At 45.8% G+C, this 14,948-nt stretch carries 11 protein-coding genes; 9 read left to right on the top strand and 2 right to left on the bottom strand.

Annotated elements, in window-relative coordinates; all coding sequences use genetic code 11:
• Nucleotides 1-345 precede the first annotated feature (345 nt).
• From MNQ98_RS27765 to MNQ98_RS27750, 4 genes are all read left to right on the top strand, one after another.
• Nucleotides 346-1,707 carry an FAD-dependent oxidoreductase gene (locus MNQ98_RS27765; RefSeq protein ID WP_241931060.1) on the top strand — a complete coding sequence of 454 codons (1,362 nt, stop codon included), beginning with the start codon at nt 346-348 and terminating at the stop codon, nt 1,705-1,707.
• A gap of 154 nt (nt 1,708-1,861) precedes the next feature.
• Nucleotides 1,862-2,476 carry a DUF4352 domain-containing protein gene (locus MNQ98_RS27760; RefSeq protein ID WP_241931059.1) on the top strand — a complete coding sequence of 205 codons (615 nt, stop codon included), beginning with the start codon at nt 1,862-1,864 and terminating at the stop codon, nt 2,474-2,476.
• A 255-nt stretch (nt 2,477-2,731) separates the two neighbouring features.
• Nucleotides 2,732-3,328, top strand: coding sequence for a TetR/AcrR family transcriptional regulator (locus MNQ98_RS27755; RefSeq protein WP_241931058.1), 597 nt, complete (start codon nt 2,732-2,734; stop codon nt 3,326-3,328).
• Nucleotides 3,329-3,465: 137 nt separating this feature from the next.
• Nucleotides 3,466-4,701, top strand: coding sequence for an MFS transporter (locus tag MNQ98_RS27750; RefSeq protein ID WP_241931057.1), 1,236 nt, complete (start codon nt 3,466-3,468; stop codon nt 4,699-4,701).
• Between the two features lie 93 nt (nt 4,702-4,794).
• On the opposite strand, the gene MNQ98_RS27745 is transcribed toward MNQ98_RS27750, so the two are convergent.
• The gene (locus MNQ98_RS27745; protein WP_241931056.1) at nt 4,795-6,201 is read right to left on the bottom strand and encodes an amino acid permease; all 1,407 of its coding nucleotides are present in this window, start codon (nt 6,199-6,201) and stop codon (nt 4,795-4,797) included.
• Between the two features lie 231 nt (nt 6,202-6,432).
• Here MNQ98_RS27745 and MNQ98_RS27740 point away from each other — a divergent pair, with 231 nt between their 5' ends.
• Nucleotides 6,433-7,278, top strand: a complete 846-nt coding sequence (locus MNQ98_RS27740; RefSeq protein WP_241931055.1) for a formate/nitrite transporter family protein — start codon at nt 6,433-6,435, stop codon at nt 7,276-7,278.
• 283 nt (nt 7,279-7,561) lie between these two features.
• Nucleotides 7,562-9,628 (top strand): molybdopterin-containing oxidoreductase family protein, encoded by a 2,067-nt coding sequence (locus MNQ98_RS27735; protein WP_241931054.1) that lies wholly within the window; start codon nt 7,562-7,564, stop codon nt 9,626-9,628.
• A 105-nt stretch (nt 9,629-9,733) separates the two neighbouring features.
• Here the strand turns inward: MNQ98_RS27735 and MNQ98_RS27730 are convergent, their stop codons facing one another.
• Nucleotides 9,734-10,651 (bottom strand): aldo/keto reductase, encoded by a 918-nt coding sequence (locus MNQ98_RS27730; protein ID WP_241931053.1) that lies wholly within the window; start codon nt 10,649-10,651, stop codon nt 9,734-9,736.
• A gap of 467 nt (nt 10,652-11,118) precedes the next feature.
• Between MNQ98_RS27730 and MNQ98_RS27725 the strand changes: the two genes are divergently transcribed.
• From MNQ98_RS27725 to MNQ98_RS27715, 3 genes are all read left to right on the top strand, one after another.
• Entirely contained in the window at nt 11,119-12,096 is a 978-nt protein-coding gene (locus MNQ98_RS27725; protein WP_241931052.1) for an ABC transporter permease, read from the top strand.
• Between the two features lie 28 nt (nt 12,097-12,124).
• Nucleotides 12,125-13,024: a carbohydrate ABC transporter permease gene (locus tag MNQ98_RS27720; RefSeq protein ID WP_241931051.1), complete on the top strand. Its 900-nt coding sequence runs from the start codon at nt 12,125-12,127 to the stop codon at nt 13,022-13,024.
• Between the two features lie 66 nt (nt 13,025-13,090).
• Entirely contained in the window at nt 13,091-14,788 is a 1,698-nt protein-coding gene (locus MNQ98_RS27715; protein ID WP_241931050.1) for an extracellular solute-binding protein, read from the top strand.
• Nucleotides 14,789-14,948: the final 160 nt, after the last annotated feature.

Here is a 14,948-nt window from a genome sequence, read left to right as displayed (position 1 = left end):
CGGTGGTTTTTTGCTTGCTACAGAACAGCATGCGAGTGAGTGAAACTGGGCAATGCCCGAGGTTCCATCGCACGGTGTGGCGTGCAAGTGGCATTAGAGCGTTCATGTTCTGGGATAAAAAAATCCAATATTATCCTATATATTGTCAAGACGTCACTTCACATATAGTATGTGAAATTGTGAACAAAGTATGACGATTGCGACATGCCTATTGCAATGTGAAATAAATCACACTAGAATAAAGACTAATCAAAGGTGAAATAATTCACAATAGATCAAGCATGATTCTGTACCAAACAGACCATCTTAAACAAATAAAGATTTATTCTGAGGAGGAACCTACCCATGAAAGTAGCAGTTATCGGATGTACACATGCCGGAACGGCAGCCATTGTCAACACAGCCAAGCTTTATCCTGATGCCGAAATTACCGTTTATGAGCGTAATGATAATATTTCCTTTTTGTCCTGCGGTATTGCTCTTTATGTAGGAGGTGTCGTTAAAGATCCGGACGGATTGTTTTATTCTTCGCCGGATAAGCTAAGTGAGCTTGGTGTGAACACCAAGATGCTTCATGAAGTTATATCTGTGGACACGGATTCCAAGACAATGAAGGTCCGTAATACTGTGACGGGTGAAAGCTTTGAGGATTCTTTTGACAAACTGATTGTTACGACCGGTTCCTGGCCGATTGTTCCGAAGCTGGATGGAATTGATCTTGATAATATATTGCTCTGCAAAAACTACAACCATTCCAATACCATTATTGAAAAAGCGAAGCATGCCAAGCATATTACAGTAGTGGGTGCAGGCTACATCGGTGTCGAACTTGTAGAAGCCTTCGAGATGAACGGCAAACAGGTGACGCTGATTGACAGTGAGGAGCGGATTCTTAATAAATATTTGGATCCTGAGTTCAGCGGGAAAATTGAGGAGTCATTCCGGAAAAAGGGCATAGAGTTGGCACTGAATCAGACAGTTCAATCATTCCAGGGGCAAGACGGAAAAGTCAGCCGTGTCATTACGGATAAAGGGGAAATACAAACCGATTTGGTCATTCTCTGCATTGGCTTCCGCCCGAACACGGAACTGCTGAAGGGTCAGGTGGATATGCTCCCGAATGGAGCGATTATTGTAGACAAATATATGCAGACTAGCAAAAAAGACGTTTTTGCCGCTGGAGATAGCTGCTCCATACATTATAATCCAACAGGGAAGACGGCCTATATCCCTCTGGCAACGAATGCCGTCCGGATGGGGACCTTGGTAGCGCGCAATCTTGTACAGCCGACGACAGAATACATGGGAACCCAAGGAACCTCTGGTTTGAAAATTTACGAACACAACATTGCTTCCACGGGATTGACCGAAGGAGCTTGTGCAGGTGAAAAAATGAATGTGGACACGGTCACCATTACCGATCATTACCGTCCCGAATTTATGCCGACTTTTGAATCGGTAACCCTGAAGGTTGTCTTTGAAAAAGACAGCCGCCGGATGTTGGGTGCGCAGATCATATCCGAAGTGGATCTGACCCAATCCATAAACACTTTGTCGGTATGTATCCAGAACGGGATGACGATAGACCAGCTTGCATTTATCGACTTCTTCTTCCAGCCGCATTACAACAAGCCTTGGAACTTCCTGAATACTGTAGGACTCGCGGCATTGCCTGAGGTGAAGGCAGGACAGCCGGTTCACGCATAAGCATGTTGAAGCAATAGAATATTTCTGTTTACGTTTGATGGAGCCTCCTTGCAAGGGGGGCTTTTTTGTATAATTGGCAGGATTATGGAAGTTTATGGCGAATTAATCCATGTTAGAGAAGAGAACAGAATTTGAATATGGAGGATGAGAGACGATGACTACCCGTAAAATAGTGATCTTAACTGTAGCATTTTGCGGTCTGCTGCTGACCGCTGCATGCACCAATGATAAAGAACAATTTAGGGAGACACTCACAACCACAGTAGTACAGAATCAGGGGACAGAGGCTGGAAGTGAATTGGAAAGCAAGCCGGAAAGTGAGGCGGTAGAGAAGGTGGAGGACTCTGAGGAAGCTTCCAAGGAGACGGTTGCCAAGGCTCCTTCAGATCAGCCTGCAAGCATCGGAGAAGCACTTGACTATCACGGTATGATCGTTACCGTTCATTCCGTCAGGGAGTCGAATGGCGATGATTACCTGAAGCCTCAGGAAGGCAACGTTCTGAAAGTTCTTGATATAAGCGTGGAGAACACGGGAGATGAGGAACTGGTTGTTTCCTCGGCTCTTTCGTTCAGTTTGTCTGATGACAGCGGTGAGATGTATATGCCTGTTGTCACTTCCGATATTAAGCAAAGCTTGGACGGCAAGCTCGCCCCGGGTGATAAACTGCAGGGAGAGATCCCATACGAGGTAAGTAAGGAGGTCAAGGGTCTCAAGCTGACATATATGATTCCGTTAAAGGATGGAGAAGCTGTGTGGACCATTGAATAAGACGACTTTTTTGGTTAAACGATATCGATCATAAACGTATGAATAAGGATGCCAGATATACGGCATCCTTATTTTAGGTAAAACTATGGGGAGGGTGTCTCTTTACATCCAAACACATTTCCTTTAGAATTAAACCGTACAGTCGGTTTTTTGGTGAGAGGGTATAAATATTTGATGGGTATTGATTATTTCAGTATAAATAGATACCTTTTTAAATTGAAGAAGTGACTGTTTTCTTGTAAGGGAGGGTTTGCATTGACTACCGATAAAGCACTCAGAAAACGCGACCTGATCCTCGACAAAGCGAAAGAACTGTTTATCCAGCGCGGATATGCTGCGACCTCTATGGATGAGCTTGTCCGTTACATTGGTGTCAGTAAAGGAAGCATCTACTATCACTTTGAAAGCAAAGAAGAGCTCTTTCTTCAGCTTCTCGCACGGCAGAACCGGGAGTGGATGGATGCTTGGACAGAGAAACAAAGCAGTTTTACGAGCTTTGAGGAGAAATTATACGGTATTGCGGTACATATGGTGGATGACTTTCAGAACCCGCTCGCAAAGGTAGGAGAGGAATTTTATATCAGCAATCCGGATAATAAGAGTCTGTTGGATCAGATTCTTACCATTGTGCTAGGACCACGGAAGCTGTATCGTGAAATTTTTCTGGAGGGTGCTAAAGAGGGATTTTTGCCAGAAAATGATGTTGATGAAATTTCAGTTATTTTTGCATCGATGCTGGACGGACTTTCCACTTCTCTATATGAACGCTCTACTGAAGAATTGCGTTTATTGTACCGTAAAGGTGTCGGTTACTTTCTCCACGGGGTGATGGGGGCGAAAAGTGTTCAATAGCTGAACCAGCTATAGTCTCTAATTGTTTAAGTGTAATTGTCGCGGACAGTATCCGGCTTAAACGAGCGGGTATACTGTTTCGTCGATTTAATATAAACCGACCAGTCGGTTTAATTTTGTTATAGGGGGAAATGTCTATGAAACATCTGATTACGAACCGTTCGTTTGTTCTTCTGATGATGTCTGACCTTTTACAAAATGTCGGCATCTGGATTCGTAACATGGCTTTGCTGTACTTTATTATGGAGAAAAGCGGCAATAGTCCGGTTGCGGTATCTCTGTTGACCGTGATCCAATATGCTCCAATATTCATCTTTTCAATTATTGGAGGCGTTCTGGCGGATCGTTGGCGTCCCAAGCGAACGATGCTTTGGGGGGATATACTCAGCTTTCTGTCCATACTCCTCGTCTTGTTTGTCGTTATGGCGGGATATTGGCAGGCCGTCTTTGGTGTAACACTCATATCAGCGGTGGTGTCCCAATTCTCGCAGCCCTCTTCAATGAAAATAATTAAACGCTGTTTACCGGATGAACAAGTTCCGGCCGCAACGGCGCTGTCACAGACGATGATGTCTCTCTTTATTATTGCGGGGCCGATTGTAGGGACGACGATTTACCAGACTTTCGGGCTGGAGGCATCGCTCCTCAGTTTGCTTGCGGTATTCGGTGTGTCGGCGATTCTAATCAGTTTCATTCCGTCTTCGATCGACGATTCAACAGGTGTGGAGGCGTCATCCGATAGCTCGTTTATGAAAGAGCTCCGTGAAGGATTCTCCTATATCAGAACGAGCCAGTTGATTAAAACGATGCTTGTTGTTTATGTCATCCTGGCACTGGGTTCCGGATTAATTCAGCCGCTTGATATTTTTGTCATTACGGAACGGCTTCACCTGGATATGACAAGCGTACAGTGGTTCACAGCGTTAGAAGGCTTTGGCATGCTCATCGGCGGTGTCATCGCTGCAATTATCGCCGGGAAGTTGAAAGGTTCTGTTCTGTTGTTCAGCGGACTTGCCTTTCTGGGTATATCCACTTTTGTTGAGGTACTGTCCATATGGCCGGGCCTGACCGGAACGATGCGTTTCCTGACAGGCTTGCTTCTGGCGATGGCCCAGACCGCCTTGATGGCCGTTATGATTCGGCAGGTGGATGAGAAATTTGTAGGAAGGTTAAACGGGCTCATGACTCCGGTCTTTACCGCCATGTTACTGATTGGGTCAGGAAGCACAGGCATGTTCATGGCTTCCACCTCCATCGTCGTTGTATATTTCACGGCAGGTATTCTGTTTTTACTCGCTTCCGTAGTCAGCCTGAGACTTCCTTTCTCAGTTGAGCCGGCATCATCTATGCAAGGTGTGGCTAAGGAGGCGTAAGGATACAGCACTAAAACACAATATAAAGGGACCATCTTCAAGGCACTGAGTGTGCTTGGGATGGTCCCTTTTATATAGAAGGAAGAAATCTTATTAAGACGGTTCATCTTTACCAAGTCTGCTATTCCGGTATCCGTAAGCGGCGTAAATGATTATCCCGATCACGAGCCATACAATAAAGCCGATCCAGGTGATACGCTGCAGCGTAGTCAGCAAGTATACGCAGCTGATGATTGCAATCAGCGGAAGCCACGGTACAAAGGGCACGCGGAATGTGCGTTTCAGGTCCGGATGGGTTTTGCGCAGCACGATAATCCCGAGCGATACGGAGATGAAGGCAAACAACGTTCCGATGCTTGCGAGATCGGCCAGATTACCAAGGGGAACGAGGCCGGAGAACAGTGCGACCCCGATACCGGTTACCCAAGTGCTGAATTTCGGCGATTTTGATTTGGGATGAACGGAGCTCATTTTTTTCGGCAGCAGTCCATCCCGGCCCAGTGAATACAGCAGTCTGGATTGCCCGAACATAACTCCCATAAGCACCGTAGTCAGACCCGCGATGGCGCCGAGCGATATAAAGTACGACATCCAGTCCTGCTGGATATAAAGCAGTGCAAAAGCGACAGGGTCTTTCACGTTCAGCAGATCATACGGAACAAGACCCGTCAGAACAGCGGTAACAGCTACATATAGAACGGATACGATGGCGAGCGATCCGAGAATGCCGATCGGAAGGTTCTTCTGCGGCTGTTTCACTTCTTCCGCTGCCGTTGCAATGACGTCGAATCCGATATACGCCAGGAAAGCGATAGCTGCACCGGTCATAACCCCTCCGAATCCGAAGGGCATGAAGGGAGTCCAGTTATCTGGTTCGACATAGAACATACCGACTCCGATAAACAGCAGGATGACGCCCACCTTCAGATATACCATAAACGTGTTTAGACGGGTAGATTCCTTGGCACCGCGGGAAATGATCCAAGCGACAACCAAAGCGATGATAATGGCTGGAACGTCAACGTAAGTGCCCTCGGCAGGGTTAAAAGCACTGCTGATCGCCGTCGGCAGATGAATGCCGAATCCAGCCAGTATGCTCTGAACGTAACCGGACCAGCTGCTGGAGACGAGTGCACTGGCAAAGCCATACTCCAGAACAAGATCCCAGCCCAAAATCCAGGCGAATCCTTCTCCAAAAGTAGAATAACTGTAGGTATAGGCGCTTCCTGATACGGGCACTGTTGAAGCGAACTCTGCATAGCAGAGCGCGCAGAAGGCGCAGATAACTCCGGCCAGCAGGAACGAGAGAATAAGTCCCGGTCCGGCATGGGTAGCCGCTGTTACGCCTGTTAATACAAAGATTCCTGTCCCCACAATAGAGCCGACGCCAAGGACGATGAGGTCCAGTGCGCCCAGCTGTTTTTTCAAAGAGGAACGAACCTCACCGCCATGCAGAAGGGGGATTGGTTTTTTGCGAAGCAGACTTTGTTTCAAATTCATAAATGGAGTCTCCTAGATGTTATTTAGATAGATTTCCCGATGTATGACCCATCCATTCAGTCATTATAAAGAAAAAATAAATCGAATTAAAGCCTTAAAGCGGTGTAGTAGTCCAGGGAATGTATTACAGTACACAAACGTGACATAATTTACGTTCGAAAATTTTTACTTACGTTAAAATGAAATAAAATAGATAACTTTTAAGATAAATAGTACAAAGGGGATAGAGGGATGGCATACCATAAGCCGCAACAGATTGCGGAGATTACAGTGGAAAATGGGGTCAAAAAAGCACATAATCCACTTTTGACCGTATTGATTCTTGGCTTTTTGGCTGGAGCATTTATTGCGCTAGGTTATCTACTTAATATACGTGTAATTTCCGGTACACCTAAAGAGTTGGGCGGAATAGTCAGCTTAATCGGTGGAGCCGTGTTTCCGATCGGACTCATCTTAGTTTTACTTGCCGGAGGGGAACTGCTTACAGGCAATATGATGGCGATATCACTGGCTAAAGTGGCAAAGCGAATTACTTGGGGCGAAGCGCTTAAGAATCTGTCCCTCATCACCTTGAGCAATTTTGTAGGCGCGATATTTGTGGCTTACTTTTTCGGGCATGTCGTTGGATTGACGAGCAGTGGTGTTTATCTAGACAAGATGGTGGATTTGGCAGGACATAAGCTGGATGATAGCTTCCTGCAGGCGTTCATTTCCGGTATCGGTTGTAACTGGCTCGTAGCACTGGCTGTATGGCTCTCCTACGGGTCTGACAATATGAGCGGTAAAATTCTCGGAATTTGGTTTCCGACCATGGCTTTTGTAGCAATCGGATTTCAGCACGTGGTAGCTAATATGTTCCTGATTCCAGCGGCGATTTTTGAAGGCTATTTCAGCTGGGGAGAATACTTCATGAACTTTATTCCTGTCTGGCTTGGCAATATGGTCGGAGGTGCGATATTCGTAGCATTGGCATACTGGGCTGTATACCTGAAGGATGGTAAACCGGCAGCGGTTGATCAGGGGCAAGCTCCGGCTAAAGCGGGTTACTCATCGGAATTGAAGAAGAAACACGCCTAATTTATAAAAGCATACAAAAAAAATTCGCCATGCCAGGTTTCGGGGGAAGAAACCTGGCATGGTGAATTTTTTTGGGAGTAGTCCATGATACGGCAATAAGAGAAAGGGTCTGGTTCCTCTTACATGCTCTTGTTACGAACTTACCCAGCTGGCTGAAGGCTGAAACACATAAGAAGAAGGAATTTTATAAAAAGTTTAAAAAATGTGTCCACTTTACGAAAAAGCCTTCTTCGTTTTAAGATAAAAGGATCTATGCAGCTTACTTCAAGGGGGAGATAACGGAATGATTCATGAGGAGAATGGCGTATTCCCAGCGGTTTGTCCGCTGGATTGTCCGGATACTTGCGGCCTGCTGCTGCATAAAGAGAACGGGAAAATTGTGAAGGTGGCTGGAAATCCAGAGCATCCTGTCACACAGGGCGCAATCTGCAACAAAGTACGGAACATGGCGGAACGGGTGTATCATTCGGAACGCATATTATATCCCCTTCGCCGGACCGGCCCAAAAGGCGCTGCGATTTTTGAGCGGATCAGCTGGGATGAAGCGGTGTCGGAAATTACGGAGCGGTTTAAGACGCTTTCCAAGGAATATGGGTCCGAAAGTATTTTGCCGTATAGCTTTTATGGTAATATGGGCGTGCTTGGCGTAGACGGAATGGACCGGAGGTTCTTCAACGCTCTCGGCTCGAGCAAGCTGAAGCAGAGCATATGCAATTCAGCTGGAAATGAAGGCTGGAAGTCGGTAATGGGTTTTAACGGAGGGACCATTCCGGAAGAGACCGTTCATGCGGATGTCATTATCGTCTGGGGCGGCAACATTGTCAGCACCAATATGCATCAGGTTGTGCTGGCTGAGAAAGCACGGAAAAACGGGGCCAAGGTGGTCGTTATTGATGTGCACAGAAACCAGACCGGGCAGTGGGCGGATTGGTTTATTCCGCTTCATCCGGGAACCGATACGGCGCTTGCTGTTGGTATCATGCATATCTTGTTCCGGGATGGTCTGGTGAACGAGGCGTTTATGCAGCAATACACCTTGGGACATGAGGAGCTTAGGGAGCATGTGAAAGGGTATACGCCTGAATATGTATCCTCAGTAACGGGCATTCCTGCCAGCGATATCGAAAGATTGGCGGCTATGTATGGCCAGGCAGAGGCCGCTCATATCCATATTGGCAATGGACTTCAGCATCACGACAACGGCGGTATGGCCGTGCGCAGTATCACTTGTCTGCCAGGTCTTACCGGGCACTGGCTGAAGCAAGGCGGCGGTGCAACCAAAATGAACGGCGGATATAGCAGCATGAACAGCGATGCGCTGGAACGGTCGGATCTGCGCCCGAATCCGGAAGCCCGTAGAATTAACATGAATCGGATTGGTGAGGCACTTGCTATGACGGACAAGCCTATCAAAGGGCTGTTCGTTTATTGCAGCAATCCGCTCGTTGTGGCACCGGATACGGAGCGGGTGCGTGCCGGATTTGAACGGGAGGATCTGTTCACCGTCGTGCATGACTTGTTTATGACGGATACGGCCAAGTACGCCGATATCGTACTGCCTGCGACATCCTCTTTCGAGAATACCGATGTGTTCGCTTCTTACTGGCATCAATATATACAATTACAGGAACCAGTCATTCCAGCTCAGGGTGAGAGCAAAAGTAATGTGGAACTATTCTCTCTTCTGGGACGCGCAATGGGCTTTAATGAGGCTGCTTTCTCTGAAAGTGAAGAAGACATGATTGCTCGTGCCCTGGATCATCCAGACAATCCGTACCTGAACGGGGTTACCTTGAGCGGTTTGAAAGAACACCGTCATGTGAAGCTGGATATGACGCCATACGCCTCGTACTTGAACAACCTGCCGACGGCATCAGGCCGGATCGAGCTGTATTCGACTGCAATGGAGACAGCAGGGCTTCCGCCGCTGCCGACCTATGTACCGCTGAAAGAAGGATATGACGGCATTCGTCGGGGGCGGGGCCATAAATACCCACTGATGTTTATTTCGCCGCCGAACCATAACTTCCTTAACTCCACATTTGCTAATGTTCCTAAGCATCAGAAGCTGGAGAAGGAGCCTTTTCTGCAAATCCATCCGGAAGATGCGGCAGAGAGGGACATCGAGGATGGCATGTGGGTTACCGTATATAATGATCGTGGAACATATGAGGTACGCGCCAAGGTGACGGATAAAATGCTGCCTGGTACCGTTGTAAGCCAGGGACTATGGTGGGAAGGTGAGGGGCGCAAGCAGCGGGCCAATGCTCTCACATCAGATCGGCTGTCTGATCTCGGTGAAGGTGCTACCTTCTTCTCGACTGTGGTTGAGGTAAAGCTTCACATATAAGGAACGATGCGTACACGCAGCGTCTTATAACAGACAAAAGGGGACGTCCCAGGTCAATAGACCTCTTGGGACATCCCCTTTTGTCACACAACTGAGCGCACTGCTTTAAGGAAGCACATTGCCTGCTGCACGATAAATCTCGTACCATTCTTGACGTGTCAAATATACCTCACTTGCCTTACAGCAATCTTTTAACCGATCGATATTCATCGTGCCGATGACTGGTTGCATGTGTGCTGGATGGCGTAAAAGCCAAGCGATTGCGATGGTCGTGTTGCTAACTTCATATTTCTCCGCCATTTTATCAATCGTCTGATTTAACTCCGGGAACTTGTCGTTTCCAAGGAATACACCTTCGAAGAATCCGTATTGGAATGGTGACCAAGGTTGAATGGTAATGTCGTTAAGTCTACAATAATCAAGTACACTGCCATCCCGGTTTACAGCAGAGTTGTTCTCCATATTTACATTAATTCCATTAGAAATCATATTGGCGTTAGTGATGCTTAATTGCAATTGGTTTGCAACAAGCGGCTGCTTCACCGACTTCTTCAGCAATTGGATTTGAAGTGGATTTTGATTGGAAACACCGAAATGCCGGACTTTTCCCGAACTTTCAAGAAGATCGAAAGCTTCTGCTACCTCTTCAGGCTCAACCAACGCATCTGGACGGTGTAGAAGCAAAACGTCCAAATAATCAGTCTTCAATCGTTTAAGGATACCGTCCACCGATTCTAAAATATACTCTTTGGAAAAGTCGAACATCCCTTGTCGAATTCCACACTTGGATTGAAGGATGATTTTTTCACGAATATCATCATTCATATCGATTGCATCCGCAAATATTTCCTCACATGTTCCACCACCATAAATATCCGCATGGTCAAAGAAGTTTACACCTTCTTCCAGAGCTGACTGAACAAATTTCTCAGCCTCGGTTTTCTCCAGTGAGTTCATGCGCATGCAGCCGACCGCAACGACCGGTATCTCTAATGTGCTGCTTCCAAGTTTCATTGTTCTCATTAGTTTGTGTCCTCCTCATATCAAATGCACATTGTTTTTTTTCTCAAACGGTTTGGTGAGGTCTTTGCAGACATTGCTTGTATTCTATTAATTGTGACATCTATTTTAGTGGTTTACAAGACACTGTCGCCAATTGAGCGACTCTCGATATTTCTATGGGAAATCTTACAGATAGCGTGGTTTAACCGTGTCTCATGATGAAAAAAAGTAGCTCGTGCTCGTTTTTAGGGACAAGCTATGAATCAAGTTGATAGGACAGGACAGCTCTTCTTTATACTTTTTTAAATAAGCAATTTTCAAAAAATCCCGTAGAAGTATAAAAAATCGGGGTTTTATTATATAGTTTCAATAAATTCCCAAAGGTAGAATGTTCTTAAGTGCATTGCAAACGGTTACTTACAGATGAATAGAGACGCTTTCTGAAGTATCCGCAGGTATCTATATCAATTGAACACGGGAGGAAGAACATGCCGCAAGCGACAACAGAACAGCAGCAACCACCGGTGTCCCGGCAGCTTAAGGCTCACAACAAAAGCCTCATAGTACGCTTTTTGAAGCAATGGGATGTCCAGCTGATGGTCATTCCAGGAATTATTTTGATTTTCATATTTTCCTATCTGCCGATGTACGGGGTGTTAACCGGATTTATGGATTACAACCTGTTCACAGGCTCGAACATCTGGGAAAATCCCTGGGTAGGATTTAAGCATTTTGAAGCTTTTTTCAACGCACCGGAGTTTGAGAGGCTGATCCGCAATACGATTATCATCAGTTTATTGAAATTTTGTATCGGTTTTCCGGCGCCAATTATACTCGCGCTTATGCTGAATGAAGTTCGCCATATGTTTTTCAAGAGAATTATTCAGACCATCACTTATTTGCCTCACTTTCTTTCATGGGTTATCGTGGCTGGTCTTACCATGGCCATGCTCTCCACGGAGAATGGAAGCATAAACATGATTCTGCAACAAGTAGGAGCGATAGACGACCCGATCAACTTCCTCTCATTGAAAGAATATTTCTGGTCAATCCTGGTTTCGGTCAATGTGTGGAAAGAAATCGGGTTCTCTTCTATCGTGTATCTGGCGGCGATTGCCAGTATCGATCCGCATTTGTATGAAGCTGCGGATATTGACGGGGCAAGCAAGTTTAAGCAGATTTATCTCATTACGCTACCTTCCATCATACCAGTAGTCGCTATCTTCATGATTCTTGCTATCGGAAATCTGCTCAATGCAGGTTTTGAAGACATCTTGCTCTTGGCAACCAATCCGGTGCTGAGGCCGGTTTCGGACGTTATTGACACTTACGTATATCGCGTGGGTCTCGGGACGCACCGGTATTCCTATGCGGTTGCTATCGGATTATTCAAGGCAATCATCAGTATCGGGTTGCTTACGATTGCGAATTATGTAGCCCGCAGATCCGGTAACAGCTTATGGTAAGAACCAGTCCGCCCGTAGGAGGTACAACATGTTAAAAAGAATTAGCTTTAACGACAAGGTCATGCTTGTCGTGATATATACCTTGCTCAGTTTACTCGCCTTCTCGGCTCTCTATCCGTTCTGGAATGCGATCGCCGTATCATTCAACGTGGGCGTAGATACCGCCAAGGGCGGGATCACTTTCTGGCCAAGAGAGTTCACATTGGAAAACTATGAAATCATATTGAAAGACGAACGTTTGATAAACGGATTTCTAATATCTGTGGCTCGTGTCATTGTCGGGACGGTAAGCTCCATATTTATGACTGCACTCCTGGCGTATGGAATGACCCGCACATACCTGATCGGACGTAGCTACTACATGGTGTTCTTTGTTTTCACGATGTACTTTGGTGGTGGGTTGATTCCAACCTACCTCCTGATCCGTTCACTTGGCATGATGGATTCGTTTGCGGTATTCATTATTCCGTCTTTGATCAGTGTGTGGAACATGATTGTTTTCCGTACTTTCTTCAAGAGTCTTCCGGTCGGATTGGAAGAATCCGCAAATATTGATGGTTGCAGTACATGGGGCATATTCTTTCGAATTATTCTTCCTCTGTCTGGACCGGTTATCGCTACGCTGGCTCTGTTGACAGCTGTTGCCCACTGGAACGACTGGTTTTTGCCGAGCATTTATATCACCAATGAAAAATTGTTGCCGATCCAGACGATATTACGTCAAACCTTGAATGCCAATATTGTATCCGGGCAGAGCTCTTTGCTGGATAGCGCATCGGTTGCACTTATGGAGAAGACAAAGCAAATCACTTCGAAATCGCTCACAATGGCGATGATGATCGTTGTGACCATGCCGATTATCGCAGTATATCCTTTCTTGCAAAAGTATTTTGTCAAAGGCGTACTGGTAGGCTCACTGAAAGAGTAGCATGGGGAACGGTTTAAGGCGAATAGCTTTGAACATATATATTCAAGAATGAGAGGGGTTTAGTGAATGAGAAAGATGAGAAAGCCGCTACTAGTCATGGTATCGCTGTTTCTGGTCCTGGTTACGGCACTAGCTGGATGCAGTAAGTCCGGTGACGGCAATACGTCCAATCCTGGAACAACAGTGAAGAACGAGGAAAAGAAGGAAAACAACGAAAACAAAGAACCACCAGCTGAAAATACAGATAGCAAATGGGTGCTTGGAGAAAAACCGTTGGAATTTTCGGCTTACGCCCACTATAATAATTCCGATTTCCCTAAATATGAAAGCACTCCTATCGGTAAATATCTTAGTGAGGAAAAGCAGGTAAAAATCAATATGATCGCGGCAGCAGGAGCCCACTCCCAAAAGCTTAGTGCGATGATGGCGTCGGATGAGCTGCCTGAAATGATCTGGACGGATCGTAATCATCCGGATATGGAAAGACTTCTCAAGGCAGGAAAGCTGGTAGCGTTTGATGAGTATCTGGATAAGTACCCTAACTTGAAAACGTGGATGGGCGACGATCTTAACATGCTTCGTGCAGAAGATGGCAAGCTGTATATGTTCCCGAACTGGTATTCAGCCAATCCTTTTGGTAATGCAGGTTACGTTGTTAATAAAAAAATCTATGAAGAGCTGGGAAAACCTAAGCTCGAAACAACCGACGATCTGTACGACTACCTGGTCAAAGTAAAAGCGAAGTACGGTGACAGCATTATTCCTTTTGAGCCGCATCGTGCACAGGATATGCAAGGACTGGGTGTTCTGTACACAGCATTCGGTGAAGGTGCACTTTATACTTATCTCAACAGTGGCTTGCGCGCCGTTCCGAAGGACGGCAAACTGACGTCCGTATTGACTGATCCGGTATTCCGCGAGGCTCAGAAATACATCGCTAAGTTGTATAGAGAGAAACTCATTTCTCAAGACGCCTTTAACCAAACCGAAGACCAAGTATTAGAAAAAGTTATGACAGGAAGAGTAGCCGTATTTGCCGGATCCAGTCCGACAACGTTTGCTGGTGAAGCGCAACCGGAATTAATCAAAAACGATCCGAACGGCGGATATTTCATGATCTGGCCAATACACAAGCCGGGTCTGGATAAGAATAAAATTTACCCAGGCACGTACACGAGTTTTGGATGGAACGCGGCGTATATTACAACAGCTGCCAAAGACCCAGAAGCGATCTTCGCTTTCCTTGACTGGTATACAAGTCCAGAAGGTATGAACGTTCAATTCTTTGGTCCAGAGGGCAAGAACTGGAAAGGTTTTGATGAAGAAGGCAAACCGAATTTCCCTGAGACTTATGATCCGAAAGAAGTAGCCGAAATTCAAACCAAGAATGAACCGGTTATGTTTGTAGGTAATACGAGCTACATTGATCCTGCCAAATACAAATACATGGCAAAGCTTCCGTTCGAGGAGCAGGATTGGAGAACGCGTTATCAGCAAACGATCACTTGGCCTACCCAATATAACGTTACGGAATTTATTAACCTTAATCCGGATCCGGAGTCTGAAGAAGGAGTTATTCAGACATCCGTCGATGAAATGTTCCTGGAGATTTACGCCAAATCAGTTATGGCCAAAAGTGACGAAGAAGTCGACCAAATTCTCGATCAGGGCAACAATGATTTAATGGGACTTGGATATGAGAAACTTCTGGAATGGCGTACTGCTAAATGGCAGGATAACTTGACTAAAATGAATAAAAAATAATGGAACTGAGCCAATAAAGTGTTGATGACATCCCAAAGAATCTATTGGATTCTTTGGGATATCTCTATTTTTTCTCCAATATTTTCTTATTTTTTAGTGTCTGAAAGGCAGCTTGTCAAGTATGATAATGATATGATCGCGGATTTATAGGATAGGTTCC

It is taken from the genome of Paenibacillus sp. N3/727 (assembly GCF_022637315.1).
Lineage (GTDB): Bacteria > Bacillota > Bacilli > Paenibacillales > Paenibacillaceae > Paenibacillus_AQ > Paenibacillus_AQ uliginis.
The sequence above is the reverse complement of the archived record's forward strand: the minus strand, read 5'-3'. Positions and strand labels throughout refer to the sequence as shown.

Coding starts and splice junctions, on each gene's coding strand:
- MNQ98_RS27715 (WP_241931050.1), top strand. CDS start 13,091: ATGAGAAAGATGAGAAAGCCGCTACTAGTCATGGTATCGCTGTTTCTG.
- MNQ98_RS27735 (WP_241931054.1), top strand. CDS start 7,562: ATGATTCATGAGGAGAATGGCGTATTCCCAGCGGTTTGTCCGCTGGAT.
- MNQ98_RS27740 (WP_241931055.1), top strand. CDS start 6,433: ATGGCATACCATAAGCCGCAACAGATTGCGGAGATTACAGTGGAAAAT.
- MNQ98_RS27760 (WP_241931059.1), top strand. CDS start 1,862: ATGACTACCCGTAAAATAGTGATCTTAACTGTAGCATTTTGCGGTCTG.
- MNQ98_RS27750 (WP_241931057.1), top strand. CDS start 3,466: ATGAAACATCTGATTACGAACCGTTCGTTTGTTCTTCTGATGATGTCT.
- MNQ98_RS27725 (WP_241931052.1), top strand. CDS start 11,119: ATGCCGCAAGCGACAACAGAACAGCAGCAACCACCGGTGTCCCGGCAG.
- MNQ98_RS27720 (WP_241931051.1), top strand. CDS start 12,125: ATGTTAAAAAGAATTAGCTTTAACGACAAGGTCATGCTTGTCGTGATA.
- MNQ98_RS27730 (WP_241931053.1), bottom strand. CDS start 10,651: ATGAGAACAATGAAACTTGGAAGCAGCACATTAGAGATACCGGTCGTT.
- MNQ98_RS27745 (WP_241931056.1), bottom strand. CDS start 6,201: ATGAATTTGAAACAAAGTCTGCTTCGCAAAAAACCAATCCCCCTTCTG.
- MNQ98_RS27765 (WP_241931060.1), top strand. CDS start 346: ATGAAAGTAGCAGTTATCGGATGTACACATGCCGGAACGGCAGCCATT.